Raw genomic sequence first — 26,170 nt, forward strand, 5'->3', positions numbered from 1 at the left:
ACCTTCCAGCACGATCCGGCGAAAAGGACACTGTCGATGAACCGATCCAGGCCCCACCACCCCTTCCTGCCGGCATCGCTCCTTGCCGGCCTGGCCCTGCCGCTGGCCGCCCCGGCCGCCCCGGCCGCTTCCCCCGCCGCGGCGCCCGCGACGTACCACTACTACGTTGCGAGCAACGGTTCCGACGCCAATCCCGGCACCGCCGCCCGGCCTTTCGAAACCATCGTGCGCGCCTCCAGGGTGGCCCTGCCCGGCACCACGGTGCATGTGGCGCCGGGCACGTATGCGGGCGGCTTTCGCACCAGCATGAGCGGCAGCGCGGAGCGGCGCATTGCCTACGTCTCCACCACGCGCGGCGGCGCGCGCCTGGTGCCGCCGCGCGGCTCGCTCACCAAGATGGCATGGGAAAACCGCGGCAGCTTCGTCGACATCGTCGGTTTCCAGGTGGACGGGCGCCACGCCCACGGCGGGGTGCGCTGGACCTACGGCATCTACAGCGCCGGCTCGGACTCGCAGATCCGCAACAACCACGTGCACCATGTGGGCCAGGACGTGCCCTGCACCAGCGCCGGCGCGGCCGGGATCAGCGTCGACAGCTACTACAAGGGCCACCTGAGTACGGTGAGCGGCAACACCGTGCACGACATCGGCCCCACCGACTGCCGCTTCGTCCAGGGCATCAACATGAGCACCACCGGCAGCGTCACCAACAACGTGCTGTACGCCATCGGCGGCGCGGCGATCCAGATGTGGCACGACGCCACCCGGGTCGTGGTCAGCCACAACACGATCGCCCGCTCGATGACCGGGATCCTGGTCGGCGGCGGCGACCCCTACTACATCAAGGGGCCGAACGATTTCACCAGGGTGCATAACAACATCGTCTTCGACAACAAATACGGCATTTCGGAACAGGGGGCGACCGGCCCGAACAACAGCTACCGCAACAACCTGGTCTACCTGAACGCCGCCGCCGACTGGCAGTTGAACAATGGCTTGCGGCACATCGGCACGGTGGCGCAAGCGCCGCAATTCATGCGCTACGGCAAAGGCGCAGTGCCCGACTTGCGCCTGCGCGCCGGCTCGCCCGGGGTCGGCCAGGGCAGCAGCGAGCACGCGGCCGCAGTCGACATCGCCGGCAAGCCGCGCGCCGGCGCCATCGATATCGGGGCGCACCAGCGTTAACGACTGCGGCAGGCAGCGCGCGCCGTAAAGCAGGCACAGGCCGGGGATGATGCTCCGGCCTTTTTGTTTTGGGCGAGGCGAAGATATGTAGATTTGCTACACAATATTTCGACGACGTCCAAAAATATCTTTAATGACTGGGCAAAAATGAAACATGGCACAACACTCAGTTTACATTTTATGTAGTTGTGCTACATTCATCCTCCGGAGACCGACAAGGGCCCAGCCCGCCGCCTCCTGACGGCGCCCACCCGGCGCCGCATTGACATCCTCGTGTCGAACGGCCGCATCCCATGCATGGAGACAGATGGGTGCGCACACCGCCGCTGTAACTGTTGTGCATTCCACTAGCAAAAACCATAAGGAAGCAACATGACATCTTTTCGCACCTCGCCCCTGGTCCGCTCGCTGATCGCCGCCGGCATCCTGTTCGGCGTCCCCGCCGCCCATGCCGGCGCGGCCGGTTTCAACGCGCCGGACACCTCGGTTCAAATGTTCCGCTGGAAATGGAACGACATCGCCCGCGAATGCACCGCCTGGCTCGGCCCGCAAGGCTACGGCGCGGTCCAGGTATCGCCGCCGCAGGCATCGGCCAGCCTGGGCACCTGGTGGGACATCTACCAGCCCGTCAACTTCACTTCGCTCAAGAGCAATATGGGCACCGAAGCCGAATTCCAGACGATGATCGACACCTGCCACGCCGCCAGGGTGCGGGTGTACGCGGACGTGGTGGTCAATCACATGGCGGCCGGCGCCGGTACCGCCACCAACGGCTCGGCCTGGAATGCCACGGCACTGGGCTATCCCAACTTCAGCGGCCAGGACTTTCATCCAGCCTGCGACATCCAGGGCGGCGACTACGGCTCGCCCGGCAACCGCAACAGCGTCACCAATTGCCGCCTGAGCGGCCTGCCCGACCTCGACACCGGCAGCAGCTACGTGCAGGGGCAGGCGCGCAACTTCTTCAACAAGCTGGTGGCGATGGGCGTGGACGGCTTGCGCATCGATGCCGCCAAGCACATGACGCCAGGCGACATCGGCGCCATCCTGGCCGGCACCAGGCGCACCACCACCTCGGGCGAAGCGCTGTGGCTGACGCAGGAGGTGATCCCCGACAGCAACGTGGTGCGCTCGGGCTACTTCGGCAACGGCACCCTGAACGAATTCCAGTACGCGTACGCCATGAAAGCCGTGTTCCGCAACGAAAACGGCGCCAACCTGGCGCAGATCCGCGCCATCATGGGGACGCCCGGCAACTGGGGCGGGACCTGGGGCTTCGTGCCGAGCGACAAGGCGACCGTGTTCGTCAACAACTGGGATACCGAACGCAACGGCAGTTCCCTGGTGGCCAGCAACTATGTCCCCGGCCAGCCCAACGATACCCAGGGCAGCAAGCGCTATGACCTGGCGAATATTTTCATGCTGGCCTGGCCGTACGGCCACGCGCAGCTGCATTCGGGCTTTCGCTTCAGCAGCTACGACCAGGGTCCGCCGGCGGCGAGCCCGTTCGACGCCAACGGTCATCCGCTCATCAACCAGTCATGGGATTTCATCCACCGCTGGGCCGATATTGCGAACATGGTGGCATTCCGCGCGGCCACGGCGGGACAAGGCGTCGACCATTTCGTCAACGGCACGCCCAACCAGATCGCGTTTGCGCGCGGCAGCAAGGGCTTTGTCGCCATCAACAATGACGGCGCGGGCTGGAATGCTTCCCTGCAGACACTGCTGCCTGCCGGCACCTACTGCAATGTGGTCACCGGCAAACTGAATGCCGCGCAGACGGGCTGCAGCGGCGACAGCGCGACCGTGGGCGGCAACGGCATGGTCCAGGTGAACCTGGCCGGCAACGGCGGCGCCAGCGTGCCGGCCCTGGCCCTGCACGTGAACCAGAAAGTCGGCGGCGGCACCACCCCGCCCGCGTGCGGCACGGTGGCGGTGACCTTCCGCGTGGCCAATGCGAATACCGTACCCGGCCAGAACGTGCATGTGACAGGCAACCGCAACGAACTGGGCAACTGGACCGCGACCAACGGCAACCAGCTGGCGATCGCCGGCACGGGCGCCAATGCGCCATGGTCGCGCACGGTCCAGCTGCCGCCGTCGACGCCAATCGAGTACAAATTCCTCAAGCACGGCGCGGTGGCCGATGTGTGGGAACGCAGCCAGGCAAGTTCCAGCGGCAATCGCGTGGCGACCACGCCGGCATGCGGCGCGCCCGCGCTGCTGCTCGATGCAGGGAGTTTTGCCTTCTAGGCCAGGGCGGAAGCCCCCATGCCGTCGCCGCCCACGGCGCCTGCGCGGGGGCGGCGCAGGCCCTTCGATCCGTACGGCAACAGCGCGTAAGAAAACAGTTGTTATCTGTAGAATCGGCCCACTTTCACCCTCGGGCCGACACTCCCCATGACGACTATCCACTGGTTCATCCTGATCGGCTGCCTGATGCTGGCGCGGGGCCTGATGGCCACCAGCATTTCCCGACTGCCGTTCACATCGGCCATCGTCTACCTGGGCGTCGGACTCGTGCTCGGCCCGATGGTGCTGGGCATCTTTTCCTTCAGCCCGGTCGCCCAATCGCACCTGCTCGAAACCCTCACCGAAGTCGCGGTGCTGGTATCCCTGTTCTCGGCCGGGGTCAAGATGCCGGTGCCGATCACGCGCCAGCGCTGGATGCCGGCGATCCGCCTGGCCTGGGTCTCGATGAGCCTGAGCGTCGGCCTGATCGCCGCCTTCTGCTACTTCGTCCTCAACCTGCCGCTGGGCGCCGGCGTGCTGCTCGGCGCCATCCTCGCCCCCACCGACCCGGTGCTGGCCACCGACGTCCAGGTGCGCCATCCCGACGACCGCGACCAGCTGCGCTTCACCCTCACCTGCGAGGCGGGCATGAACGACGGTTCGGCCTTTCCGTTCGTGATGCTGGGCCTGGGCCTGCTCGGCGCCCATGAACTGGGCGACCTGGGCTGGCGCTGGGTGCTGGTCGACGTGCTCTGGGCCACCCTGGCCGCGATCGCCATCGGCACCCTGGGCGGGGCGGCGCTGGGCCGCATCGGGTGGATGCTGCGCGGCAAAGACCCCAAGCACGAAGTGCTCGACGACCTGGTCGGCCTGGGCCTGATCGCCGTGGTCTACGGCCTGAGCGTGATCTTCGTGGCCTGGGGCTTCCTGGCCGTGTTTTTCGCCGGCGTGGCCCTGCGCCAGACCGAGCTGGTGTTGTCGGGCGCCCACAAGGACCGCCAGGGCTTGCTGGTGCCCGAGAAAGCCAGCGACGACCCGGGCGCCGAAGCGCCGCCGGCCGAGGTGCCGCTGACCGTCAGCGCCGAATCGCTGGTGTTCAAGGAGCATCTGGAGCGCCTGTCGGAACTGACCCTGGTGTTGCTGCTGGGCGGCATGGTGTCGATGCACGACTGGAACTGGCGCAGCATCGGCACCGCCCTGTTCCTGTTCGCCGTGGCCAGGCCGCTGAGCGTGCTGGTCGGCCTGGCCGGCTCGGACAGCTCGATGCGCATCCGCGGCATCACCGCCTGGTTCGGCGTGCGCGGCATCGGCTCGCTGTATTACCTCATGTACGCCCTCAACCACGGGCTGCCGCCCTCCCTCTCGCAAGAGCTGATCCAGATCACCGTGGTCGTGATCATGCTCTCGATCGTGGTGCACGGCACCAGCGTCAAGCCGCTGCTCGATCGCTTCTGGAAGCGCAAGCCGCGCTGACGGCGCGGCGCGCATGAGGCAAGCCAAACCGGGCCTGCGGGCCGCGCCTACAATCGAACTCGTCCCTGGTCATTTTCCCCGAGGCGGTGACGGTCATGGCTACTTTTCCCGGTGCATCCATCGCGTGGGCCGCGCTCGCCCTTTCCAGCGGCATGGCGACGGCGCAGCCGCGTTTCCCCGACGACCCGGCCCGCTTCGGCAGCGCCGACAGCGCCTGGCTGAGCGAGCCGCCGCGCTACACCACGGGCGCGGCCGCCGCCATCGCCAGGCCGCTCGGGCTGGGGCGCGACATGCGCCTGAGCACCAGTGCCTGGTGGGGCATGGCCAGCGGCTACGACAGCAACTACGCGGTCGGCGGCCTGACCGTCATGCTCGGCGCCGAGCCCGGCTCCGGCGCGCCGTTCGACATGGCGCGCCTGCTGGCCCGGCGCGCCCTCGATACGCCCCTGCCATCGTCCTCGCCCTGCGTGGTGCCGTGGCTGCAGTGCGCCGCGTTCGGCAGCGTGGAAGCGCGCATGCGCGAGCAACATGCTTTCCTGAACGGACGCCAGGCCGGCGACGAGGCCCTGGCGGGCCGGCGCAATGTCGTGCGCGCGCTGAGCGCCGGCATGCGCTTTCATTTCCCCTACACGCGCAGCGCGCAGCACGGGCCCTGGTTCGTGCAACTGCGCGTTTCGCGCCGGTCGCCGGAGTTCAGAAGCAGCCTGCCCCGGCCGCGCCGGGCCGGTGTATCCTTGACCATCGGCACCGAGTTCTGATCTATACTTGCTGGCATTACTCCACAGGGAAGCGATCATGCGCAGGTTCTCGATTGTACTGACGCCATTGCTGCTGGCCGGCTGCGTCAAGGGTTCGGCCACCTACTATATTAACGAGAGCAGCAACGAGCACGTGATCACCGTGCGCGCCGAGCAGGAGTACTTCTGGAAAAAGGAAATGACCCTGACCCTGGTCGCCTCGCACATGCCCGAATGCCAGCGCGCATTTCCGATGGAGAGCGTGGCGCTGGACGAGGTGTCGGTCGAATTGTTTTCGAACGGCGACGATGTGTATTCGGTGCGCTCGGGCGGCGAATTGATGCAGATCGACACGCTCACCTGCGTGCAACTCGACGAGCCGAAGCCGACCGCGCTCGGACAACCGGTCGGCACCTTTTTCATCGATGAAAAAACCGTCAGCTTCGAAAAGGCGGCCGCACCCGCAGCGGGCGCCCCTGCCCCCGCTCCCGCCGCCGGGGGCTGACCTCAGCGCCGGCCCAGCATCTTGTGCAGGGCCGCGACGGCGGCAGGCCGGCCGACCCGCTCCAGCGCGGCCTCCAGCAACATCGGCTCGCCGGGCCGCAGCGCCGTCCACTGGGTAAAGTATTCGTGCACCGTGCGCCAGGGCGGAAAGCCCGCCGGCACGCCGCGCCAGGCGCTGCCGGTTTCCAGCAGATACAACACGGCGCAAAACACATCGTACAGATCGTGCTTGCGCGGCCGCGTCCTGCGGCGTGCCGCTTCCAGCATGCCGCGTACGGATTCAAACTCTTCGCGCGAAACGTCGCTCGCGAACTCGGGTCGTGCCATCGTCGTTAACCTCAAATACCATTTGAGGGTCTGATCTGGAACAGGTTCCCTGAATTTATTCCTTGATGCGTAATAAAAGCGACTTTTTTAAGGCCTCGACTTGCTCGCTGGCACCAGTCCAGGCATCGAGCCTGCCCAGCATGCGCGCCAGCTGGGTGCCGTTGCGGCGGCAGTTGGCGTCTGGCATGCCATCCAGCTCGGCCAGCAGGGCGGCGGCCGCGGCGCCGATGCGGGCGCTGTCGGCCGGCGCCGCATCGAGCATGGCCAGCAGGGAGGTGGCGCCCCATTGCAGGCGGGTGGCCGGGCCGCTGCTCTGCTCCCAGGCGCGCTGGTACCAGTCCAGCATGGCGCCGGTGTCGCCGCGTTTTTTCGCGCTGGCAGCGAGGGTATGCATGAAATAGAAAGGCGCGTGCGAGCTGGCCAGGGCCGTGTGCAGGACGCCGTCGGCATCGTCCAACAAGGCGGCGTCGACCAGCATGCCGGCGGCGGTGTTGAGCACCTGATGGCGCAGCGCCGGTTCCTGCGCCGCCGCCAGCGCGGCGGCAACGCGTGCGCGCAGCAGCGCTTCCAGACCCGCGACCGGCGTGCCGAGGCGCGCCATGCGCACCCGCACGCGCAGGGCGGACAGGCGGTCGTCCATATCCAGCTCGCCTGACGATGCGAGCTGCTCCAGCGCAGCCGACCACGCGTCCGTCAAGGCCGTCCGCTGCGCCGATTGCGGCGCGGTCAGCGCGCGCACCAGGTCGACCGCATAGCCGGTGACCAGGTCGAACTGCGCCAGCACCGCCTGCGGGTCGGCCAGCGTGCGCAGCAGCATGGCGCCGGCCTCGTGCTGGTCCGGCGCAGCCTTGGCCGAGACAGCCGCGTGCAGCGCGTGCCAGGCCAGGCGCAGTGCCGATGCCGGCTCGTCGCAGGCGGCGCGCAAGGCGGCCAGGGTGGCGGCCAGGTCGCGTCCGGCCAGCAGCTGGCCCTCGTCGGTATCCCACGCATAGCAGGCCAGCAAGCGCCATTCGTCGGCGCACAGGGTGCGCTCGCCCGACAAGGCGGCGTGCAGCGATTGCGCCGCGGTAAACGGCGCCGCCAGCGCCAGTTGCAGCAGTTGAAGAAAGCGCGGCCCCGTCAGTTCGCACGGCAGGCGCGTGATGGCGGCGCCGTCGGGGCGGTACAGCACCAGGGTCGGATAGCTGCGCAGATGAAAGCGCTCGGCGGCGCGCTGGGCGCCTGGCGCATCGCCATCGATGTGCAAGGGCACGAACGCCGGCGCGAGCGCGCCGAAGCCGGGCTGCGTCAACACCGCCGCCTTGAGCCGGTTGCACGGTGGACACCACATGGCGCCCCAGTACAGGAACACCGGCCGGGCGCCGGCGCGGGCCTCGGCAAAAGCGGCGTCGGCGTCGTGATGCCAGCCGATGACGGAGGTAGTCTGCGCGTTGGCGTCGTTCGCCATGGTCTTGTCCCGGGAGTGTTGAAAATGGCGAGAGTATATCGAAAACAGGGGCATGCCATCGGGCTTGCCCGGTGCTACACTCGACGCCTTCTCCAGCCTCCGAGTTTCGTCATGCAAGCACGCATCAGGATCGCCGTTATCGCGCTGGGCGCCACCGTGCTGGTGCTGGGCAGCGCCCTCGGCATCGTGGCGGCCCGCTTCGACCCGAACGCCTACAAGAGCGCCATCGTGGAGCGCGTGCAGGAAAAGACCCGCCGCACGCTGACGATCGGCGGCGATATCAAACTGGCGCTGTACCCGCGCCTGGGCGTGAACCTGGGCAAGGCCAGCCTGTCGGAACTGGGCGGCAAGGGCGAATTCGCCGCGCTCGACAGCGTGCGCCTGTCGTTCGCGCTGATGCCGCTGCTGCTGCGCCAGGAAGTCGTGGTCGACCGCATCGAACTGCGCGGCATGCGCGCCACCCTGGTGCGCGAGACGGATGGCAGCATGAATATCGACGACCTGACCGCCGCGCGCGTCAAGACCGGATCGGCCGCGCAGGCTGCCGGGAATGCCGGCGCCGGACCGGCCAGGGTCCGCTTCGCGGTCGACAGCATCCGGGTCGACAACGCCCATCTGCGCTTCGACGACCGCAAGGCCGGCCGGGTGTTCGACATCGCGCGCCTGAACATCGATTCCGGGCCGCTCGCGCATGGGGTACCGAGCCGGGTCGCGCTGTCGGCCAATATCGGCGTCGACAAGCCGGCCTTCAATACCGTGCTCATTTTCGACAGCGGCTTTTCGCTCGACCGCGACACGCGCCGGGTGGCCATGACGGGGCTCGACGCCAACCTCGACCTGTCGAGCCGGGCGGGGATCGAGTCGCGCGCCAAACTGAAGGGCAACATCGAGATCGACTTCGGCCAGGAATCGATCGCGGCCGCGCTCAATGGCAAGATCGACGACAGCGCGGTCAGCGGCAAGGGTGCGCTGCGCAACGGCATCTTGCAGCTCGACATCGATATCGACCGGGTCGACCTGGCCCGCTACCGCGCGCGCGCCGTGCCCGGCGCGGCGGGCGAGGTGCCGGCTAGCGGGTCGGCCGGCGATAGCGCGCCGGACCAGCCCATCGACCTGTCGGCGCTGGCCAGGTTGCGCGCCAGCGGCACCCTGCAGGTGGGCGAGCTGACCGTAGGCGGGGTGCGCGCCGCGAATGTGCACGCGGTCTTGCTGGCCGAGGCCGGCAAGACCAGCATCAAGCCCTTATCGGCCACGCTGTACGGCGGCAACGGCAACGGCGCTGTGAGCATCGACTTTGCGGACGACGCCGCCAACCCGCGCATGACCCTGGTGCAAGACTTGCGCGGCATTTCGCTCGGCCCCCTGCTGCTCGATGCCACCGGCACGACGCCATTGAGCGGACGCGGCGACGTGCAGCTCGACCTGCACACACGCGGCGCCAGCAGCGGCGCCATGCTGGAGGCGCTGGGCGGCACGGCGGCGTTGCGCCTGCGCGAAGGGGCCATCGGCGGAATCGACCTGGGCCGGCTGGTGCGCGAGGCCAAGGCTGCCGCCGGCGTGGGCAGCAGCGCCGAATCGACCAGCTTCAGCGAATTGAGCGCCAGTTTCCGGATCGACGGCGGTATTGCCCACAACACCGATGTGGCGGCCAGCACGGCGCTGCTGCGCATCGGCGGCGAAGGCCGCTTCGACCTGGCGAAGGGCACTGTCGATGCGCGCTTGCGTTGCACGGTGGCAGCGGGCCCCGCCGGCCAGGACGGTCCCGCCGCCGCCGTGCTGGGCGGACTGACGGTGCCGGTCGCGCTCAGCGGCCCGCTGACGCGGATGGCGTGGCAGGTCGATGTCGCCGCGCTGGGCAGCGAAGCGGCGCACAAATTGGGAACGAGCACCCCGGGCGGCGGCAAGGACAAAGCGAAGGAAAAGGCCAGGGACGCGCTCGGCGGACTGTTTGCGCACTGAGCGTGGCGAGCGCGCCACACTGCCGCATTTTTTGAGCAAAGCCGTGCCGCAGGAGGCGGCTTTGGGCTAGGGTCGGACATGGCAAGCCCTTGCAAACTCATCGGGAGAAACTATGTTCGGCAGCACAGTTCTTGAAGTCGCGGTCGGCCTGACCTTTTGCTACGCGACGGTGGCATTGATTGTCAGCACGGTGCAGGAAGCGCTGGCGTCGGCGCTGAAAATGCGCGCACGCGGGCTGCTCGAAGGCATCAAGAGCATGCTCAACGACCCGAATTTCAACGCCATGGCGCGCACCGTGTACGCGCACGCGCTGGTCAATCCGCATGGCAACCCGGCCCAGCCGGCGCAGGACCATGTCGGCACGAAGCCGTCCTACATCAAGCCCGAGCATTTCGCGATTGCCCTGATCGATGCGGTGCAGACGATTCCGGGCGACTACGACCAGCTCGGGCGCGACATCGACGCCATTGCCGATCCGCAGATCAAGAGTGCGCTGCAGAGCATCTACCAGCGCGCCGGCGGCGACATGGCGCGCTTCCATGCATCGGTGGAAAGCTGGTTCGACAGTGCGATGGAGCGCGTGTCGGCCGTCTACAAACGGCGCTCGATGATGATCAGCGTGCTGCTGTCGCTGCTGCTGGCGGCGCTGTTCAATATCGACAGCATCCACCTGTTCCGTACGTTGTGGGCGCATCCCTCGCTGGCGGCGCAGATCGGCGCGGCGCCGGACACGCTCAATCCGCAGGCGCTGCAGATGTTGTGGGCCTTGCCGATTGGCTGGGAACGATTTCCGCCGGTGCTGGACCGGCAATTCGCGCTCAGTGTCGCGGGCTGGATGCTGACCGCCTCGACTGCGCTGTTCGGCGCCCCGTTCTGGTTCGACCTGATGAAGCGCACGGTGCAGATACGGGGTACCGGACCCAAACCATAGAACCACCCCCCACAGTGTCCAGCCCGTGTCCACCCCGGTGCCTGGCACCGGGGTGGACACGGGCTCAGGCTGGGCGGTGGGCGTCGACCAGGACGGAGGAAATGGAGAAATGCGGCACGCGCTCGGGCCATTCGTCATGCGGCCCGAACCAGCGCGCTTCGATGATTTCACTCGGGTCGATCCGGATCTCGCCGTCGAGGTAGTCGGCAGTGAAGGCGATCATCAGGGAATGGGGAAACGGCCACGACTGGCTAGAGAAATACTGCAGGTTATGGACCCGCAAACCGACTTCTTCGAAGACCTCGCGGTGCACCGCTTCTTCCACCGATTCGCCCGCTTCGAGGAAACCGGCCAGCGGCGTGAAGCGCTTGGCGGCCGAGGCGGCGTGCAACGCCAGCAAGACATGGTCGCCCTTGCGGATCAGCACCATCATCGCCGGCGAGATGCGCGGATACGCCATCATCCCGCAGGCGCCGCACACAAAGCAGCGCTCGCCCGCCTTGAGCTGCATCGGCTGGGCGCAGGCGCCGCAGTAACGGTGCGTGCGCGCCCATTCGGCTATCTGGCTGGCACGGCCCGCCACACTCAGCAAGCCTTCGTCGAGCGCGCCGAGCAGGGAGCGCATGCTGCGCCATGCATAACCGGGCAAGGCCAGCTCGTCGCTATCGCGCCAGACGGTCTGGCAATAGCGCTCACCCAGAAGACCGACCGCATGCGGCGTCCCAGCGATCTCCAGACCGGCCAGCTCTCGCGCCGAAGGCAGCGCCAGGTCGGCCTCGCGCAGCAACAGGCGGCTGCCGTGGAAGACGAAGGTGACAGGATCAGGGTGGGATTGCGCCGTAATCAGCGGCGTAAAACTTGAGGGCATGTGCAGCATGCGGCCGGCCTTGTGGATGTTGTGGACTGCAGGCAGCATACCGCATTTTTTAAAGCACAGATTGCGCGGCCACGACAGCGCCACGCGCGCACGATGCGATCTGCGTCAAGTCCTTGCGCGCTGCGGGGAACGAGAGCGACAGCGCTTTGTCATACCGGATGCATGGCCGTGCCGCGCGAGGGCGCTACGGATGCTCGCATGAATGATTCCCATGACTTCCTCCTGGCTACACCGGCATGACAAGGCCACCGTGGTGATTTTCCGCGCGCTTCAGCTTGGCGATATGCTGTGCGCGGTGCCGGCCCTGCGTGCCCTGCGCGCGGCCATGCCGCGCGCGCGCATCAGCCTGGTGGGACTGCCTTGGGCGGAGCAGTTCGCCTGCCGCTTCAGGCGCTATATCGACGAGTTCATTGCCTTTCCCGGGCACGCAGCGTTTCCCGAACAGCCCGTCAGGCTCGCGCAGTTGCATGACTTTTACGCGGGCATGCGCGCGCGCCGCTTCGACCTGGCGCTGCAGATGCATGGCAACGGACAGTACAGCAACGCCGTGGTGCGGGCGTTCGGGGCGCGGGCGATGGGCGGATTCGGGGCCGTTGCGGGCGGCACGGATGAGTGCCTGATTCCCTTTCCCGAGACCGGGGCGGAACCGCTGCGCTTGCTGGCGCTGGCCACCGGACTCGGTGCGCCGGCCTGCGGTCCGCAGCTCGAATTTCCGATCACCGGGGAAGACGAGCGCGCATTACATGCGAGCGGCGTGCTGCGCACACTGGCGCCGGGAAGCTATGTGTGCATCCATCCCGGGGCGCGCTCGGCCGACAAGTGCTGGCCGGCGGCGCGCTTCGCGGCGGTGGCGGACCAGCTGGCGATCCGGGCGGGACTGGACATCGTGCTGACCGGATCGCCCGCAGAGGCCCCGCTGACCGCCGCCGTCGCGCGGCTGATGCGGCGCGCCCCGGTCGATGCGGCAGGTCCCCTGTCGATCGGCGCCATGGCGGCCCTGATGAGCCGCGCGCGCCTGCTCATTTGCAACGATACGGGCGTGTCGCACATCGCGGCCGCACTCAGGCTGCGCAGCGTGGTTATCTTCAGCAAGGCGGACATGCGGCGCTGGGCGCCCCTCGATCAGCAATTGCACCGCTGCCTGTGGGATCCGTTCGGCGAACGGGAGAATACCGTGGTCGATCAGGCGAGGGCCTTGCTGATGCTGCGATGAGCACGAGGCCGCGAGGACAGCCTGCAATCGCAGTGCCGCATCGTCGGGGCGGGGAGGTTTCTGCCGCCGCTTCCAATCGACAATCATCAACATTCAATCAACATTCAAGCAACATTCAAAGCGACCATCACCTTTCTGCGGCATGCATGCGGCGGTATCTTCTTGCGACATACCGCCTTGCAATGTGCTGTCCCCGGCCTTCAGACTGCCAGCGCCATGCTGCGGCTGTCACGCAGCAAGCCCAGCGCCAGCGCATTCACCTCCTCCTGCGTGACGCCGTCGACAAAGCTGGCGTCGTGCGCGCAGCGCGTCTTGATGTTCTCTTCCCCGCAGACCCGACAATGCACGCGCAGCGCCACCGCCGCCCGGTGGCCCTCCTGCCTCAGCGGGCCGGATTCGACCAGGTTGGTCAGCCAGTAGATGCCGACGGCGGGCGTACCGATCGCCAAGGCGAGGTGCAAGGGACCGGTATCGTTCGATACCACCAGCGCGCTGCGCGCCAAGATCCCGCACAACGCACCGAGCGAGGTCTTGCCGCTCAGATCGATTGCCGGATGGCGCATCGCCCCGATGAGCTCGCGCACCAGCGGTGCTTCTTGCGCGCTGCCGTTGACCGCCACCAGCGCCCCTTCCGCTGCCAGCAGATCGCCGAGCGCCGCGAAGCGCGCCACCGGCCAGCGCCGGCGCGGGTCGGTGGCGCCCGGCTGCAACAGGACCAGCGGCCGCTCGCTCCCCGGCTGCAATACACGCGCCGCCTGCGCCAGGTCGTCTGCGGTGACGTGCAACTCGCGCCGCATCGGCCATGCCGCCGCGCCGGCCAGGGCCGCCACTTCCAGCAGTTGCAAACGCCGGTTGACCAGGCCTTCGTGGCGGACGTTGCGGTCGAGCGGCTCGGCGTCGGCGGCGCACATGCCGACCGCCAGGCGCGCGCCAAGACGGCGCACGAACGGGTTGGCGTGGCGCCCGCCACCGAACAGTTGCACGGCAAGATCGATCCTGCGCGCGCGCAGCCTGTCGACAAAGGCGTCGGCGGCGCGGGCGGCGTCCCCGTCCCGCCCGCCCGCACCGATGCCGGGATACGGCGGCATGAGCGCCACCTCGTCGACCGGCCCCGGCCGCCCTGCGAGGAAAGCCGCATGCCACGGCAGGCCGATGTAGGTCAACTGCGCTGCCGGATAGCACTGCTTCAGCGCATGCAAGGCCGGCAGGCAAAACACAAAGTCGCCCAGCGCATTGGGCCTCAGCACGGCAATCCGGCGCACGTCGGCCAGCGGCGCGCGCTCGGCGCCGATCACAGCAGCACCCTGGGCGCGTCGACCGTGCGCGAGACGACCGTGGTCGGCAATTCCATGTGATACGCGCCCGAGGGAATGATGCCGCAGCCGCCCCAGCGCGCCATCACGCGCAGTTGCGCCAGCACGTCCTCGCCGCAGTGTTCCGGCGGCAGCGCGTCCCAGAAATCGAAACCGCCCGCCGCGCGCAGTTTGGCCGTGTCGAACAACACGCAACCGCCGATCCAGGCAATCCGGTAAGCGCGCGTGGCATCGGGCCCGATGCCCAGCCGCCGCTGCAGGTGGAACAGGTTGGCCGCGCTGTGCAGGTGGTGCCGCTCCCAGGCGCTGCCGCCCGGCGCAATCGTTTCCGGCTCAACCTGCCCTTCCCAGAATTCGATGGCTTGCTGATGCGGACGGACGTCGTGCGCGTGACTGAGCCCGTGCAGGGCGCTGCCGACAAAACCGCAGCGCTGCTGCAGCATGGTGCGCGCCATGCGTTCGACCAGGTCGCTTTCGATGATGACGTCGTCGTCGAGGAACAGGCAGTACGGCGCGGCGGCCTGCGCCAGCAGAAAGGCGCGCTGCTCGGCCATGCCGCGCCGCGGCAGGTGGCGCAGCATGGCCACGGGCAAGCCGCGCGCCGCCAGGTAGCGCAGCACGGCGCCCACCTCGGCGCTGGCGGCGGCGCCGCCGCCATCGGACTGGTCGGACACCACGATGCGCAAGTCGCGCCGCGTCTGCGATGCCAGCGCCGTCAGCGTCACCGCCAGCGCCGGCGCGCGATTGCAGGTCGGTATCAGCACGTCGATGACGGCCTCGCTCACGATGCGGCCCCGCCGCGTTCGTGCGCCGGCGCCGCTCCGTACAGCCAGGGATTGAGCGCGGGGTCGTTATACATCTTGAACTGGCGGTAGACCTTGAAATACGCGCGCCCGCTGGCGGCCTCGGCCAACAGGCGGTCCAGGCAGCACGCCAGGTCGTGCCGCTGTGCCAGCAACCGCTCCAGCTTGGCCGCGCAGGCCGCCACATGCGCGGCGCCAGCCTCCACGCGCCGGCTCTGGGCGCGCATGTGGAAGATTTTGAGCGCCAGGATGGACAGGCGGTCGACCATGGCCCCTGGCGTCTCGCTGCTCAGGCGCGCGCCGGCTTGCGCCACGATGCCGTCCAGCTGCGCGAGCAGGGCTTCGTCGAGCGCTTCGACCGCATCGTTGCGCAGCTGGTTGTGGCGGTCGATCAGGCGCTTGCTGGCGGCGATGGCGGCACTGCCGGCATCGGTGCGGCGCGCGCGGTCTTCTTCATCCCACAGCAGGCGGTTGTGCCGGTGATTGGCTTCCACCCAGTGCCAGACGGGACTGCCCGCCGGCGCCGGCCAGGCGTCGTCGCCAAGCCTGGCGTCGTGCCACCGCAACAACGATACCGCGTCGACATCCTTGAGCATCGCAATCCTCCCTGGGCAAATCCGGATGCCGGCGCAACCGGATACAGCTTGGAGTGCCGCCGCGCGCGCAAAGTTCCCGCGCCGGTGCGATCGATGCCGTCAGCCCTGCGCCGCCTGCGCCACCGCATGGCGCGACAGCGACCGTTCCAGTTCGGCCATGCCGGCCGGCAGGTCGAGACTGGCGCCGCCGGCCTGCATGCTCGAACCGAAGGCGTGCAAGGTGCGGAACAGGTTGTGCGCGCGGCTCTGCTCGCCCATCTGGCCGATGCGCAGGATGTTCAGGCCGAAGGCGCCGGAAATTTCCACCTTGTGCACGCGCGACATATGGGCCCGCACCACGTCGGACGAGACATGCGCGGGCGTGACGATGCCGATCACCGAATTGAGCCGGTGCTGCTTGGGCACCAGCAAGTCCAGCCCGAGCGCTTCGATGCCGGCCTGCAGCGCTTCCGAGCATTGCTGGTGGCGTGCGAAACGACGCGGCAGGGTCTCGGCGCACACCAGGCGCAGCGCTTCGTGCAGGGCCAGGATGCCGGACACGGGCGCGGTGTAGTGATACGACTTCTGGTTCCAGAACTGGTCGGCCAGTTGCGCATCGAGGCACCAGTGAAACGGCTGGTGGCTGCGGGTGGCGATCTTGGTGGCCCAGGCATGTTCCGAGAACGCCAGCAGCGACACGCCCGGAATCGAGGACAGCCCTTTCTGCCCGCCGGTAATGACGGCGTCGACTTTCCAGGCATCCATCTCGAGCGCCATGGTGCTGAGCGTGCAGACGGCGTCGACGATCACCAGGCAGCCGTGCTCGTGCGCCATACGCGCGATGCTGCCCAGGCTGTGGTTGCAGACCGTGTTCGAAGTCTCGCCCTGCACCAGGGTAATGGCCGCATAGCCGCCCCTGGCCAGTTCGCGCTGCACCAGCGCGACGCTGGCGCCTTCGTTGTTGGCGATGTGCAGCAAGGTCGGCTCGCCGCGCACGCGGCTGACCATCTCCGCCATGCGCTTGCTGAAGTAGCCGTTGCAGATGCACAGCACCTTGTCGCCCGGATGCACCAGGTTGGCGATCGCCATTTCCATCGCCGCCGAGCCCGGGCCGCCGACGCCCATCACGTGCGAGGAGCGGGTCTGGAACACATAGCGCCCCATTTCCTTCACCTGCGCGATGACCTGGTTCATGGTGTCGCCCAGGTGGTTGATGACGATCGAGTTGGCGGCCGCCACCGCGGGCGGAATCGGCACAGGGCCCGCGCCCATCATCAACAGGGGTTCATCCGGCAGGATGTGTTCGAGCGGAACGATGTCGGGAACGTGGATTGCCTCAAGCATGCATGGACTCCTTCAAATGGGGGTGAGCGATCGTCCATCATAGCTTGCAATCGATTAACAAGTTTCCGCCGAGGATTTTTGCCGCCGCCAGCAGCAGGCGCGCCGTCCGATTTATGCAATGCGGATCATTTTTTCTTCCTCCGCATGATTTAGATCAATAGTTCGCCGAATATGCGTCAATACAACCATTTAAAGCGGGTTTTGGCATAGCGCTGGCGTGCGCTTGATTATGGCGCCGCGTATTTAATCGGAATCGGCACAATAAACAGGCACAGCATTATGACGGGGGGATGACAATTATGGTCTTTTTACCATAATTATTAATGTTCAATTAATTCATCGCGAATGGGTGGCAGCCCTTGTCTCAGCCATTCCGCGCGGTGCTCAAATTTTCAACATCGCAATTGGCGCAACTACAACAGCGGGAAATAGAAGCGAAAACCAAATTCCTTTCCTTTCAATGACTTATCGCATTTTCTTATGCGACATAAATTGCCATTGCTAATATCTGCCGAATACTGATTGACACTCCGATGCCAAATCGTTTTTAATCCCCCCGCGAAATAACAATATTTCGCCAAAATGCCGGACCCGGCATTAACTACGCGTTCCCGGCGGGCGCAAAACGCCCGCCGCTTTCATTGATCCGTCCTGCGAGTGATGAATACGATGTCCCTGATCCGATCTGTCGATGCGATGTCCCGATCCTGGCAATTGGCGTTTCCCGCGCATGCGGAGATGGCCCGATGAGCGCCGCCCTGCCCACCTTTGCCGACCTGGCCGCGCGCGTGGCCGGCGGTGTCATGAGCCGCCCGCGCATCGCCATCATCGGCGCCGGCAGCAGCGGCATGGCGGCCGCCGCCGAGATGCTGCAGCGCGGCCTCGACCCGGTCCTGTTCGAGGCCCGCTCCGAGCCGGGCGGCCTGTGGGGCAAGGACCCGCTCTCGGCGGTGTATCCGGACCTGGTCCAGTCCGCCGCCGCGCAATTGCCGCTGTCGCATCCGGGCAGCGCCAGCTGGGCCGCCTACACCGAACAATGCCTCGACACCATCAAGCGCCAGGGCCTGGCCTCGCGCATCTTCACCTCGACCAAGGTGCTGTGCGTGACGCCCTCGCTGCACGCCGGCGGGGCCGAGCTGCTGATCGCCAGCGCCGACCAGGCGGCCGCGCCCCTGCTGCGCCACTTCGAACACGTGGTTTATGCGGGCGGGCTGTACCACACGCCGCGCATGCCGGAGCTCGCCGGCGCGGCCAGCTTCGGCGGGCGCATCGTCCATTCGTCCGATGTGCGCGACCTGAGCCGCTTTGTCGGCCAGAAAGTGCTCATCATCGGCCTCGGCAATACCGCCATGGAATGCGCGGCCAAGCTGTTTCCGGTGGCGCAGCAACTGGTGCTGTCCGGCCGCAGTCCCACCTGGCTGGTGCCGCGCCTGATTTACGGCAGCCCGATCGACGTCGCCACGCGCGCGCTGAAAGACAGCTTCCGCCACAGCTACCAGGCGCGCCTGTGGGACGCCTGCCGCGAGCACGGCGCGGTCGGCCATGCGGTCGATCCGTCCAGCCACGAGATCGATATCGGGCGCCAGCGCATCACGGTCAGCGACAGCATGCTGGGACCGGTGCGCAGCGGCATGGTGCCGCTGCGTCCGGCCGTGCTGGACGTCGGCCAGCACAGCGTCCATTTCGCCGACGGCAGCAGTTGCGAGGCCGACGTGATCGTCTGCTGCACCGGCTACCGCAGCCAGGGCATCCTGGCCGAAGGCAGCGAAGAGCCGCAGCAACTGGTCGGCAACGTGCTGCATGCGCGCTATCCCGGCCTCTGGTTCACCGGCGCGCCGGCGCTGTGGGGCAGCCCGGCCCCGATCGCCAAGAAGCAGGGGCGCCTGATCGCCCATGCCATCGCCATGGGCTGGCGGCGCGACGAACTGGCCCAGGCCGTGCGTCCCTACGTCAACTACGACAAGGCGGCCATCCGCCTGCCCTTCGGCTTCGACGTGGCCGACTTCAACGGCTATGCGCACATGGTGGACCAGGCCAGCGCCGATCCCGGCGGCGCGCATGCGCTGGTGGCGGGCGACCCGGTCGATTACGCCGGCTAGGCCGCGCGCGCAGCGGGCCGAGCATCGGCCCGAGCATCGGTCCGACCATCGGTCCAAGCATCGGTCCAAAGGCGCTGCGCGGCGCCGACGTGCGCAGTCCTGGCCGGATGCGCGCATCATTGTGAAATCAAACGATTTTTTGCGGCGAGTGAAGTTACAATTCCGCCTTGTCAAATGATCGCCAGCACGGTCATGCAAGATGGCCGTGCGCGCGCTTTCATCGGCCGGCCACACTCCCCGGAAAACGCCTATGCCTGCACAGTATGTCAACACGCTTCGCTACTGGTTCGATGTCGAAGCGCTCATGTATCCGGACATTCCCAAGCCAGGCAAGCGCCCCGCCGTGTCCAGGCGCTACGACGATCCGCTGCCGTGGCTGCCCGCGCCGCGCGGCACCCTGGCCGACGATGCCGTGCACGGCAGGCACAAGTATTTCGTCTGGTTCGGCCTGGTCGAGAAAAGCGTGCTGGAGGCCGAACTGGTCGAGATGTTTCCGCTCGACCCGAACCAAGAACAATTCAGCGGCAACCACCTGCGCCCCTCCAGGGGCAACACGTTTCTGTGCGCCATCGAGATCGCATCGGACGGCCGGCCCGATGTCGACAGCTTGCAGCTGAGTGCATTCGCGGTCGCCTTTGCGGAAAAGAAAAACCAGACCCGCCTCAGCTACGGCGCCATCCTGCTCGGCCTGAAAAACACGCTGCACGAACTGGCCATGGGCAACCACGGCATCGCCGACGCCGGCTGGTTCGAACAGGTCAGCGGCTACCTGATCGCCGAGCTGGACTGGAAACCGCGCACCCTGATGGCGCGCGCGCAATTGTGCGCCCACGAAGTCGCCCTGTTCGACCGGCGCGGCAAGAAGCTGGCGCGCGAGCCGGAGATGGACCCGGTCAACTCCTTCTATCTCGACGACCTCGAGCGCCTGCGCCAGGACGCCGAACACGGCGAAGGCTCGGCCCAGGTCCAGGCCTACCTGGACGGCCACGAGCGCAGCGCCGCGCGGCGCGACATCACGCGCCCGGGCTCGGTCAACGCCGCGCTCGACCCGCGCCGCTTTCCGGCGGGACGCTGGCCCAGCGATTTTCCGCTGTTCCTGATGCAGCAGGTGGCCGTCAACATCGGCCTGGAAACGCTGGCCGGGGGCGGCATCTTTTCCGTCAACGGCCCGCCCGGCACCGGCAAGACCACCCTGCTGATGGACGTGATCGCCGCCCGCGTGGTCGAGCGCGCCAGGATCCTGGCCGAGTTTGCCCATCCGGAAGCGGCCTTTTCGCGCAGTCCGCAGCAGATCGCCTATCCGGCCAACAGCCAGGGTGTATCGCTCAAAGGCAATTGCTACCACCTCGACGCGCGCCTGCTCGACACCGGCATCGTGGTCGCCAGCGCCAACAACAAGGCGGTCGAAAACATCACGCTCGACCTGCCCAACATCAAGAAAGTCTCGCCGCAAGCGCTGCAGTTGAACGGCGCGCCGTTCGACTACTTCGGCGCCAGCGCCGAAGCGATCCTCAACGAAGAAAAGAAAAAGCAGCCCGGCGAGGCCGACGGCGAGACGCCCGATGACAGCGGGCGCGACGAGCACGGCAAGATCCGCTGCTGGGGCCTGATCTCGGTCCCGCTCGGCAAAAAAGCCAACCGCAGCCTGGTCGCCAGCCGCCTCGGCTTCTTCAACGAGCTGGGGCTGGCCAAGCAACTGGCCGCCGCCGGCAACACGCTCGACTGGGAAGCGGCGCGCGCCCACTTCCACAGCGCCGTGGCCAGGGTGGAAGCGCTGCAGGCCGCCATCCTCGACTACGACCAGGCTCTGCCCGAGCGCAAGGCGGCCGAGTCCCTGTGCGCCGCCGCCGATGCCGCCGCCGACGCGGCCGGCCTGCGCAACGCGCAAGCGGCTGCGGCGCTGGCCGCGCTCGAACGGCAGGGGGCCGGCAACGCGGACGCCATCGCCGTCAACCTGCGCGAGCGCGAGCTGCACGCCAGCGAATGGCCGGCCTGGCGCCAGTTGCTGGCGCGCTTCTTCCGCAAGGCACGCTTCGCCGACTTCGTGGCGCGCCAGCAAGCCTTGTCGGACGAGTACGACAGCCTGCGCAGCGAACGCGCGCGCCTGAAAGTCGCCCAGCTCGCAGCGACGAGCAGCGCCGGCACCTGCGCCGCCAGCTGGCAGAAGGCCCAGGCCGAGGCCGCCACGCGCGCGCACGCGCTGCACGCGCTGGCACAGCGCGTGGACGCGCTGGCGGCCAGCCTGGGCGAGGCCGCCTTCGACCCGGCCGCGTTCGCCGCACTGCCGGTCGAACAACAGCAAAAGTCCCTACCGCGCAGCAACGCCGACCTCCATGCGGCGCGGGCCGAGGTCTTCATCGCGGCGATGCATTTGCACAAGGCTTTCCTCAAGCATGCAGGCAAGCCCTTCGAGACCAATTTCCGGCTGGCCTTGGCCATGCTGGCGCAGGAAGGGCATGTCCAGCCGCACCTGCCGGCCATGGCGCGCCATCTGTGGGCCAGCTTCTTCCTGGCGGTGCCGGTGGTGTCGAGCACCTTCGCGTCGGTGTCGCGCTGTTTCGCCGACCTGGGCGAAGGCGAGATCGGCCTGCTGCTGGTGGACGAAGCCGGGCAGGCGGTGCCCTCGCACGCGCTGGGCGCCATCTGGCGGGCGAAACGCGCGCTGATCGTGGGCGACCCGTTGCAGGTCGAACCGGTGATCACGATGGACAGGAAGCTCGACTACGGCATCCTGTCGTACCACCAGGCGCCCGAGCAGCATCGATTGACGGCGTACTCGGCGCAGCACCTGGCCGACCGCGGCAACCGCTTCGGCGCGAATGTGGTGCAGTACGACGGCAGCGATTTATGGGTCGGCGCGCCGCTGCGGGTGCACCGGCGCTGTGCCGATCCGATGTTCTCGCTGTCGAACCGGATCGCCTACAACGGCAAGATGGTGTACGGGCCGGCGCGCGCCGAAGAAGAACAGGCCACGGCCAGCCGGCCGCTGCTCGGTCCCTCGTGCTGGCACGACATCGACGCGGGCGAGTTCGACGATCATTACAACCGGCGCGAAGGCGCGCTCGCGGCCGATATCGTGGTGCGCTACGCGAGCGAAGGCTGGATCGGCCAAGGGCACGGCTTGCCGGAGCTGTTCCTGATTACCCCGTTCAGATCGGTGGCGCAAGGGCTGACCGGTTTATTGCGCGCGCGGGTGGAGGAGTGGGCGGGCGAAGCGGACGACGAGGCCGTCGGCAAATGGCTGCAGGGGCACGTCGGCACGGTGCACACCTTCCAGGGCAAGGAATGCGAGACGGTGGTGCTGGTCCTCGGCGGCAAGAGCGACGGCGCGCGCCAGTGGGCGGCGGAGCGGCCCAACCTGATCAACGTCGCCGCGACGCGCGCCAGGCGGCGCCTGTACGTGATCGGCAACCGCCGGCAATGGTCGCGCACCCCATTCGGCCGCCAGCTCGCCGACGCCATCCCCCTTCCATGACACGCCACCGCAACACCGCAACGGCAACACCGGGGTCAGAGCTTTAACTTGCAATATTTCCAGGCTAGAGCAGCGTCAGGTCTCCGATTTAATGCGTTTAAGCGCCTGATTCAAGACGTTGCCGCTCTATTCGGCAGTTTTCGTTTCTGTCTGGCTTTTATTGCTAATTAAAGCTCTGACCCCGGTTGTAGGATTCGCAAGCGGGGGTTCGGATTCTGCGAATCCGGCGGGGGTTTATCCGAGGAGGAGTCTGGGTAAGACTGGCGTCTCTCCAATCTTTTCCCTGGATTTCATGAAAACACTGCTGATCATCGACATGCAACAAGCCTGGCTGGACAACCCCGCCAGCCCCTGTTTCGACACCGACCACGTGGTCCATCGCATCAATCACGCCGCCAGACACATCCGTGCGCAGGGCGGCACGGTGCTCTTCGTCCAGCATGCGAACGCCGATGCCCCGCTCGGATCGCGCGCCTGGCAAACCATCCCGGGGCTGGAACAGGCCGCCACCGACGGGGTCGTCCACAAGCTGGCCGCCGACGCCTTCGCCGCGACCGACCTGGCGGCCCGGCTCGACGCCATCGGAACCTCCACGTTGTATATCAGCGGCTTCGCCACCGAGTTCTGCGTGGATGCCGCCGTGCGCGCGGCCAGCTCGCGCGGCTTGCAGGTGGTGGCCTTGTCGGACGCGCACACCACCGCCGACCGGCCGCACCTGGCGGCGCCGGCCATCGTCGCGCATCACAACTGGGTCTGGGCCGGACTGCCGGTGCCTGCCGGCAGCAGCCTGGCCGTGCGCACGACGGCCGAGGCGTTCCCGGGCTAGATCGTCCTTGACAGGTGCGGCAGCCACAGGATCATCGCCGCGGCCGCCACCCCGGCCGCCGTCGCCAGGCTCAGCACCAGCATGGCGCCCGCCATCGCGATGCGCGCCGCCACCCTGGCGCTGGCCTGCGCGCGCATATACAGTTCCAGCACCGCCAGCGGCAGCAGGTACTGGGCAAACGCCAGAAAGCTCAGGAACGGCCCCTCGAAGCTCACCGGATCGAATCCGGCCGGGCCGCAGTTGGCGACGATCCATGCCATCAGGCCGATCCGGAAGAACCACACGCCGCTGACCGCCAGGAACAGCCGCAGCGCCCAGCGCCGGTGCAGTGCGATACGGCCGGCGCGCGCATGCTGTACGGCAAATACCGCGCACAGCACGATCAGCACGCCGTTGATGCTGATCCCCACATGCTGCGCCAGGCCACCCACCGCGCCGCGAAACCACACCATGTACAGGCCGATGAGGCTGGACACCACCGCCAGCAGCACGTATACGCGCCCGTTCCAGCGGTGCAAGCTGGGCGCCAGGCGCCGCAGCGGCGCGAGCAGCTGGAGCGCGCCGCCGATGACGATCACGACCGTCACCAGCACATGCACGCCGATGGCGGCATTGCCGGCCGTGTCGCCGGCGACATAGCCGCGCGGCATGACGGCGTTCCAGCGCGCCGGCTCGCCCTGTACCAGCGCTCCGCCGTAGAGCACGGCGACATACCAGGCAAACAGCAATTGCCCGCCGACGGCAACGGCGAACCACAGGCGCGCCGACCACGCCAGCGCCGTGCCCGCCCTGTCGCGCTGCGCGCTGGCGTCGGCAGGTGTGTTCGGCGGCGTGCGCGGCGGGATCGCGATGGCAGGGGAAATCATGAAAGGCTCCTTTCGGTGGGATGGCGACTGTGCCCACGGTAAAGGCCAGCGGCGGCGCCGGCGAGCGCGCGCGCCGATCGGTGCGACGGACAGCGGTTTTGCGGGCTTGAACGACGGCCGGCGAACGGTTATTGTGGCGGCATGAGCAAGCTGCCGCCCCCTTCCCCGCCCGCGCGCCATCCGGCCCTGCCGACCCGGCGCCAGGCACTGGTGGCGCTGCTGATCGCGCTGCAATTGTCGTGGATGCTGTCCGCGCTGACCTCCGGCCCCTTCCTGTCGGTACTGCTGCGCATCGGTTTCATCGGCCTCGCTTTGCTGCTGACCTACGCGGCGAGCGCCACGCTGGGCCGGCCCTGGCTGCGGCTGCTGGCGGTGGTGCTGGTGGCGCCGCTGGCAACGCTGGCGATTTTCTTGCTGACCGAGAAAGTGCCGGCCAAGCGCGAGATGGTACTCGGCTACATCTTCCTGTCGCTCCTGTCGGCCGTGGTCGGCACGCTGGCGAGCCTGGTGGCGCTGCGTTTCGAGCGCAAGGCGGCCGAGCGCGCGGCGCGCCTGCAGGCCGAACGCGAACGGGAAACGCTCGAACGCGAACTGACCACCGCGCGCCTGCGCCTGCTGCAGGCGCAGATCGAACCGCACTTCCTGTTCAATACCCTGGCCAATATCGCGGCGCTGGTCGACGCCAAGTCCGATAACGCGGGTCCGGTGCTGCGCCACCTGATCGCCTACCTGAAGGCCGCGATGCCGCGCCTGAACGAGGCCGACGCCACCCTCGCCACCGAACTGCAGCTGGTGCGCGCCTACCTGGAGCTGATGCACATGCGCATGCCCGACCGCTTGCAGTTCGAGGTGGCGATGGCGCCGGAACTGCACAGCCTGCCCTTTCCGGCCATGGCCTTGCTGACCCTGGTGGAAAACGCGGTGCGGCACGGCATCGATCCGAGCCTGGAGGGCGGACGTATCGAGGTCGGCGGCAAGGCCGACGGCGCCAGCGGCCGTGTCAGCCTGTGGGTCGTTGACACCGGCCAGGGCATGGCCGAGTCGGCCCAGCCGGGCACGGGCCTGTCGAATGTGCGCACGCGCCTGCAAGCGTTCTACGGTCCCGGCGCGCGCCTCGACCTGCACGAAGAGACGCCGCACGGCGTGCACGTCGAACTCACTTTCACCCCACGGAGCGCCGCATGAGCCACCCGACCGCCCTGATCGCCGACGACGAGCCGCTGCTGCGCGAGCACCTGCGCGCCCAACTGGCACGGCTGTGGCCGCAACTGGAGATCGTGGCCGATGCGCGCAACGGCCACGAGGCGGTCGAACTGTTCGACCAGCACCGGCCGGCCATCGTGTTCCTGGACGTGCACATGCCGGGGCTGAACGGGATCGAGGCGGCGCGGGCGCTGGCGCGGCGCGCCCAGATCGTGTTCGTGACCGCCTACGAGCAGTACGCGCTGCAGGCGTTCGAGCAGGGCGCCATCGATTACCTGGTCAAGCCGGTCGAGGCGGCGCGCCTGGCCGACACGGTGCAGCGCCTGCAGGCGCGGCTGGGACGCGCGCCGGATGCCGGTCCAGCCTTCGACGCGGTGCTCGAACGCATGGCCGGCGAATTGCGCCAGCGCGGCGGGCCGCGCCAGTGGCTGCAGTGGATCCGGGCTTCGGTCGGCAGCCGCGTGCGCCTGATTCCGGTGGAGCAGGTGGTCTTCATGCGGGCCGAGGGCAAGTACACCTCGGTGGTGTGGGACGATGGCGAGGCGCTGATCCGCAAGAGCATCCGCGAACTGGGCGATGAGCTCGACCCGGACCGCTTCGTGCAGATCCACCGCTCGGCCATCGTCAATCTGCATTATGTGAGCGAAGTGGTGCGCGGGGTGAACGAGACGGCCGATGTGCACCTGCGCGGACGCAGCGAGGTGCTGCCGGTCAGCCGCAGTTATCTGCATCATTTTCGCCAGATGTAGGGCGCCTGCCGCTGCGGCGCCGGCCGGCC

The 26,170-nt window shown here is 67.6% G+C and carries 20 protein-coding genes and 1 pseudogene; 13 read left to right on the top strand and 8 right to left on the bottom strand.

The annotated features are described in order from the left end of the window. Positions 1-36 precede the first annotated feature (36 nt). From EJB06_RS14375 to EJB06_RS14395, 5 genes are all read left to right on the top strand, one after another. Positions 37-1,185, top strand: coding sequence for a DUF1565 domain-containing protein (locus tag EJB06_RS14375; protein WP_126074730.1), 1,149 nt, complete (start codon positions 37-39; stop codon positions 1,183-1,185). Between the two features lie 372 nt (positions 1,186-1,557). Continuing rightward, entirely contained in the window at positions 1,558-3,441 is a 1,884-nt protein-coding gene (locus tag EJB06_RS14380; RefSeq protein WP_126074731.1) for a carbohydrate-binding module family 20 domain-containing protein, read from the top strand. Between the two features lie 147 nt (positions 3,442-3,588). Next, positions 3,589-4,893: a cation:proton antiporter gene (locus EJB06_RS14385; protein ID WP_126074732.1), complete on the top strand. Its 1,305-nt coding sequence runs from the start codon at positions 3,589-3,591 to the stop codon at positions 4,891-4,893. 95 nt (positions 4,894-4,988) lie between these two features. Further along, positions 4,989-5,651: a hypothetical protein gene (locus EJB06_RS14390; RefSeq protein WP_126074733.1), complete on the top strand. Its 663-nt coding sequence runs from the start codon at positions 4,989-4,991 to the stop codon at positions 5,649-5,651. Positions 5,652-5,688: 37 nt separating this feature from the next. After that, positions 5,689-6,135 (top strand): hypothetical protein, encoded by a 447-nt coding sequence (locus tag EJB06_RS14395; RefSeq protein WP_126074734.1) that lies wholly within the window; start codon positions 5,689-5,691, stop codon positions 6,133-6,135. Positions 6,136-6,185: 50 nt separating this feature from the next. On the opposite strand, the pseudogene EJB06_RS14400 reads toward EJB06_RS14395, so the two are convergent. Continuing rightward, positions 6,186-6,461 (bottom strand): annotated as a pseudogene (locus EJB06_RS14400) (transposase); the annotation flags it as partial. Positions 6,462-6,516: 55 nt separating this feature from the next. Then, a complete protein-coding gene (locus tag EJB06_RS14405; protein ID WP_164557920.1) occupies positions 6,517-7,908 on the bottom strand; it encodes a thioredoxin family protein in 1,392 nt (463 codons plus the stop codon). Positions 7,909-8,019: 111 nt separating this feature from the next. On the opposite strand from EJB06_RS14405, the gene EJB06_RS14410 reads away from it, so the two are divergent. Beyond that, positions 8,020-9,867, top strand: a complete 1,848-nt coding sequence (locus EJB06_RS14410; protein WP_164557921.1) for an AsmA family protein — start codon at positions 8,020-8,022, stop codon at positions 9,865-9,867. A gap of 112 nt (positions 9,868-9,979) precedes the next feature. After that, entirely contained in the window at positions 9,980-10,798 is an 819-nt protein-coding gene (locus EJB06_RS14415) for a hypothetical protein (RefSeq protein WP_126074738.1), read from the top strand. 64 nt (positions 10,799-10,862) lie between these two features. Here EJB06_RS14415 and nudC read toward each other — a convergent pair whose 3' ends face one another. Next, complete coding sequence (gene nudC, locus EJB06_RS14420; protein ID WP_126074971.1) at positions 10,863-11,675, bottom strand: NAD(+) diphosphatase; 813 nt, start codon at positions 11,673-11,675, stop codon at positions 10,863-10,865. A gap of 211 nt (positions 11,676-11,886) precedes the next feature. Here nudC and EJB06_RS14425 point away from each other — a divergent pair, with 211 nt between their 5' ends. Then, complete coding sequence (locus EJB06_RS14425; RefSeq protein WP_198420834.1) at positions 11,887-12,888, top strand: glycosyltransferase family 9 protein; 1,002 nt, start codon at positions 11,887-11,889, stop codon at positions 12,886-12,888. Between the two features lie 200 nt (positions 12,889-13,088). Here EJB06_RS14425 and EJB06_RS14430 read toward each other — a convergent pair whose 3' ends face one another. The 4 genes from EJB06_RS14430 to EJB06_RS14445 form a co-directional block, all read right to left on the bottom strand. Continuing rightward, positions 13,089-14,183 (bottom strand): glycosyltransferase family 9 protein, encoded by a 1,095-nt coding sequence (locus EJB06_RS14430; RefSeq protein ID WP_229427085.1) that lies wholly within the window; start codon positions 14,181-14,183, stop codon positions 13,089-13,091. Further along, a complete protein-coding gene (locus EJB06_RS32530) occupies positions 14,180-14,986 on the bottom strand; it encodes a glycosyltransferase family 2 protein (RefSeq protein WP_229427086.1) in 807 nt (268 codons plus the stop codon). The genes EJB06_RS14430 and EJB06_RS32530 overlap by 4 nt, the downstream gene beginning before the upstream one ends. Further along, positions 14,983-15,600 carry a DUF4254 domain-containing protein gene (locus EJB06_RS32535; protein WP_126074740.1) on the bottom strand — a complete coding sequence of 206 codons (618 nt, stop codon included), beginning with the start codon at positions 15,598-15,600 and terminating at the stop codon, positions 14,983-14,985. Before EJB06_RS32535 ends, EJB06_RS32530 begins: the two co-directional genes overlap by 4 nt. 99 nt (positions 15,601-15,699) lie before the next feature. Continuing rightward, the gene (locus EJB06_RS14445) at positions 15,700-16,923 is read right to left on the bottom strand and encodes a pyridoxal-phosphate-dependent aminotransferase family protein (protein ID WP_126074741.1); all 1,224 of its coding nucleotides are present in this window, start codon (positions 16,921-16,923) and stop codon (positions 15,700-15,702) included. A gap of 746 nt (positions 16,924-17,669) precedes the next feature. Here EJB06_RS14445 and EJB06_RS14450 point away from each other — a divergent pair. The 3 genes from EJB06_RS14450 to EJB06_RS14460 all read left to right on the top strand — a co-directional run bounded on the left by EJB06_RS14450 (position 17,670) and on the right by EJB06_RS14460 (position 23,323). Continuing rightward, positions 17,670-19,022: an NAD(P)-binding domain-containing protein gene (locus EJB06_RS14450; RefSeq protein ID WP_126074742.1), complete on the top strand. Its 1,353-nt coding sequence runs from the start codon at positions 17,670-17,672 to the stop codon at positions 19,020-19,022. 250 nt (positions 19,023-19,272) lie between these two features. Further along, positions 19,273-22,497: an AAA domain-containing protein gene (locus EJB06_RS14455; RefSeq protein WP_126074743.1), complete on the top strand. Its 3,225-nt coding sequence runs from the start codon at positions 19,273-19,275 to the stop codon at positions 22,495-22,497. 292 nt (positions 22,498-22,789) lie between these two features. After that, a complete protein-coding gene (locus tag EJB06_RS14460; protein WP_126074744.1) occupies positions 22,790-23,323 on the top strand; it encodes an isochorismatase family protein in 534 nt (177 codons plus the stop codon). Here the strand turns inward: EJB06_RS14460 and EJB06_RS14465 are convergent. Then, positions 23,320-24,189, bottom strand: coding sequence for a DUF2306 domain-containing protein (locus tag EJB06_RS14465; RefSeq protein ID WP_126074745.1), 870 nt, complete (start codon positions 24,187-24,189; stop codon positions 23,320-23,322). The two genes, EJB06_RS14460 and EJB06_RS14465, sit on opposite strands and share 4 nt — an antisense overlap. Before the next feature lie 141 nt (positions 24,190-24,330). On the opposite strand from EJB06_RS14465, the gene EJB06_RS14470 reads away from it, so the two are divergent. Continuing rightward, positions 24,331-25,374, top strand: coding sequence for a sensor histidine kinase (locus EJB06_RS14470; protein ID WP_126074746.1), 1,044 nt, complete (start codon positions 24,331-24,333; stop codon positions 25,372-25,374). Next, the gene (locus tag EJB06_RS14475) at positions 25,371-26,141 is read left to right on the top strand and encodes a LytR/AlgR family response regulator transcription factor (protein WP_126074747.1); all 771 of its coding nucleotides are present in this window, start codon (positions 25,371-25,373) and stop codon (positions 26,139-26,141) included. The genes EJB06_RS14470 and EJB06_RS14475 overlap by 4 nt, the downstream gene beginning before the upstream one ends. Positions 26,142-26,170: the final 29 nt, after the last annotated feature.

It is taken from the genome of Massilia atriviolacea, from assembly GCF_003953935.1.
In the GTDB taxonomy this organism is placed as follows: Bacteria; Pseudomonadota; Gammaproteobacteria; order Burkholderiales; family Burkholderiaceae_D; genus Telluria_A; species Telluria_A atriviolacea.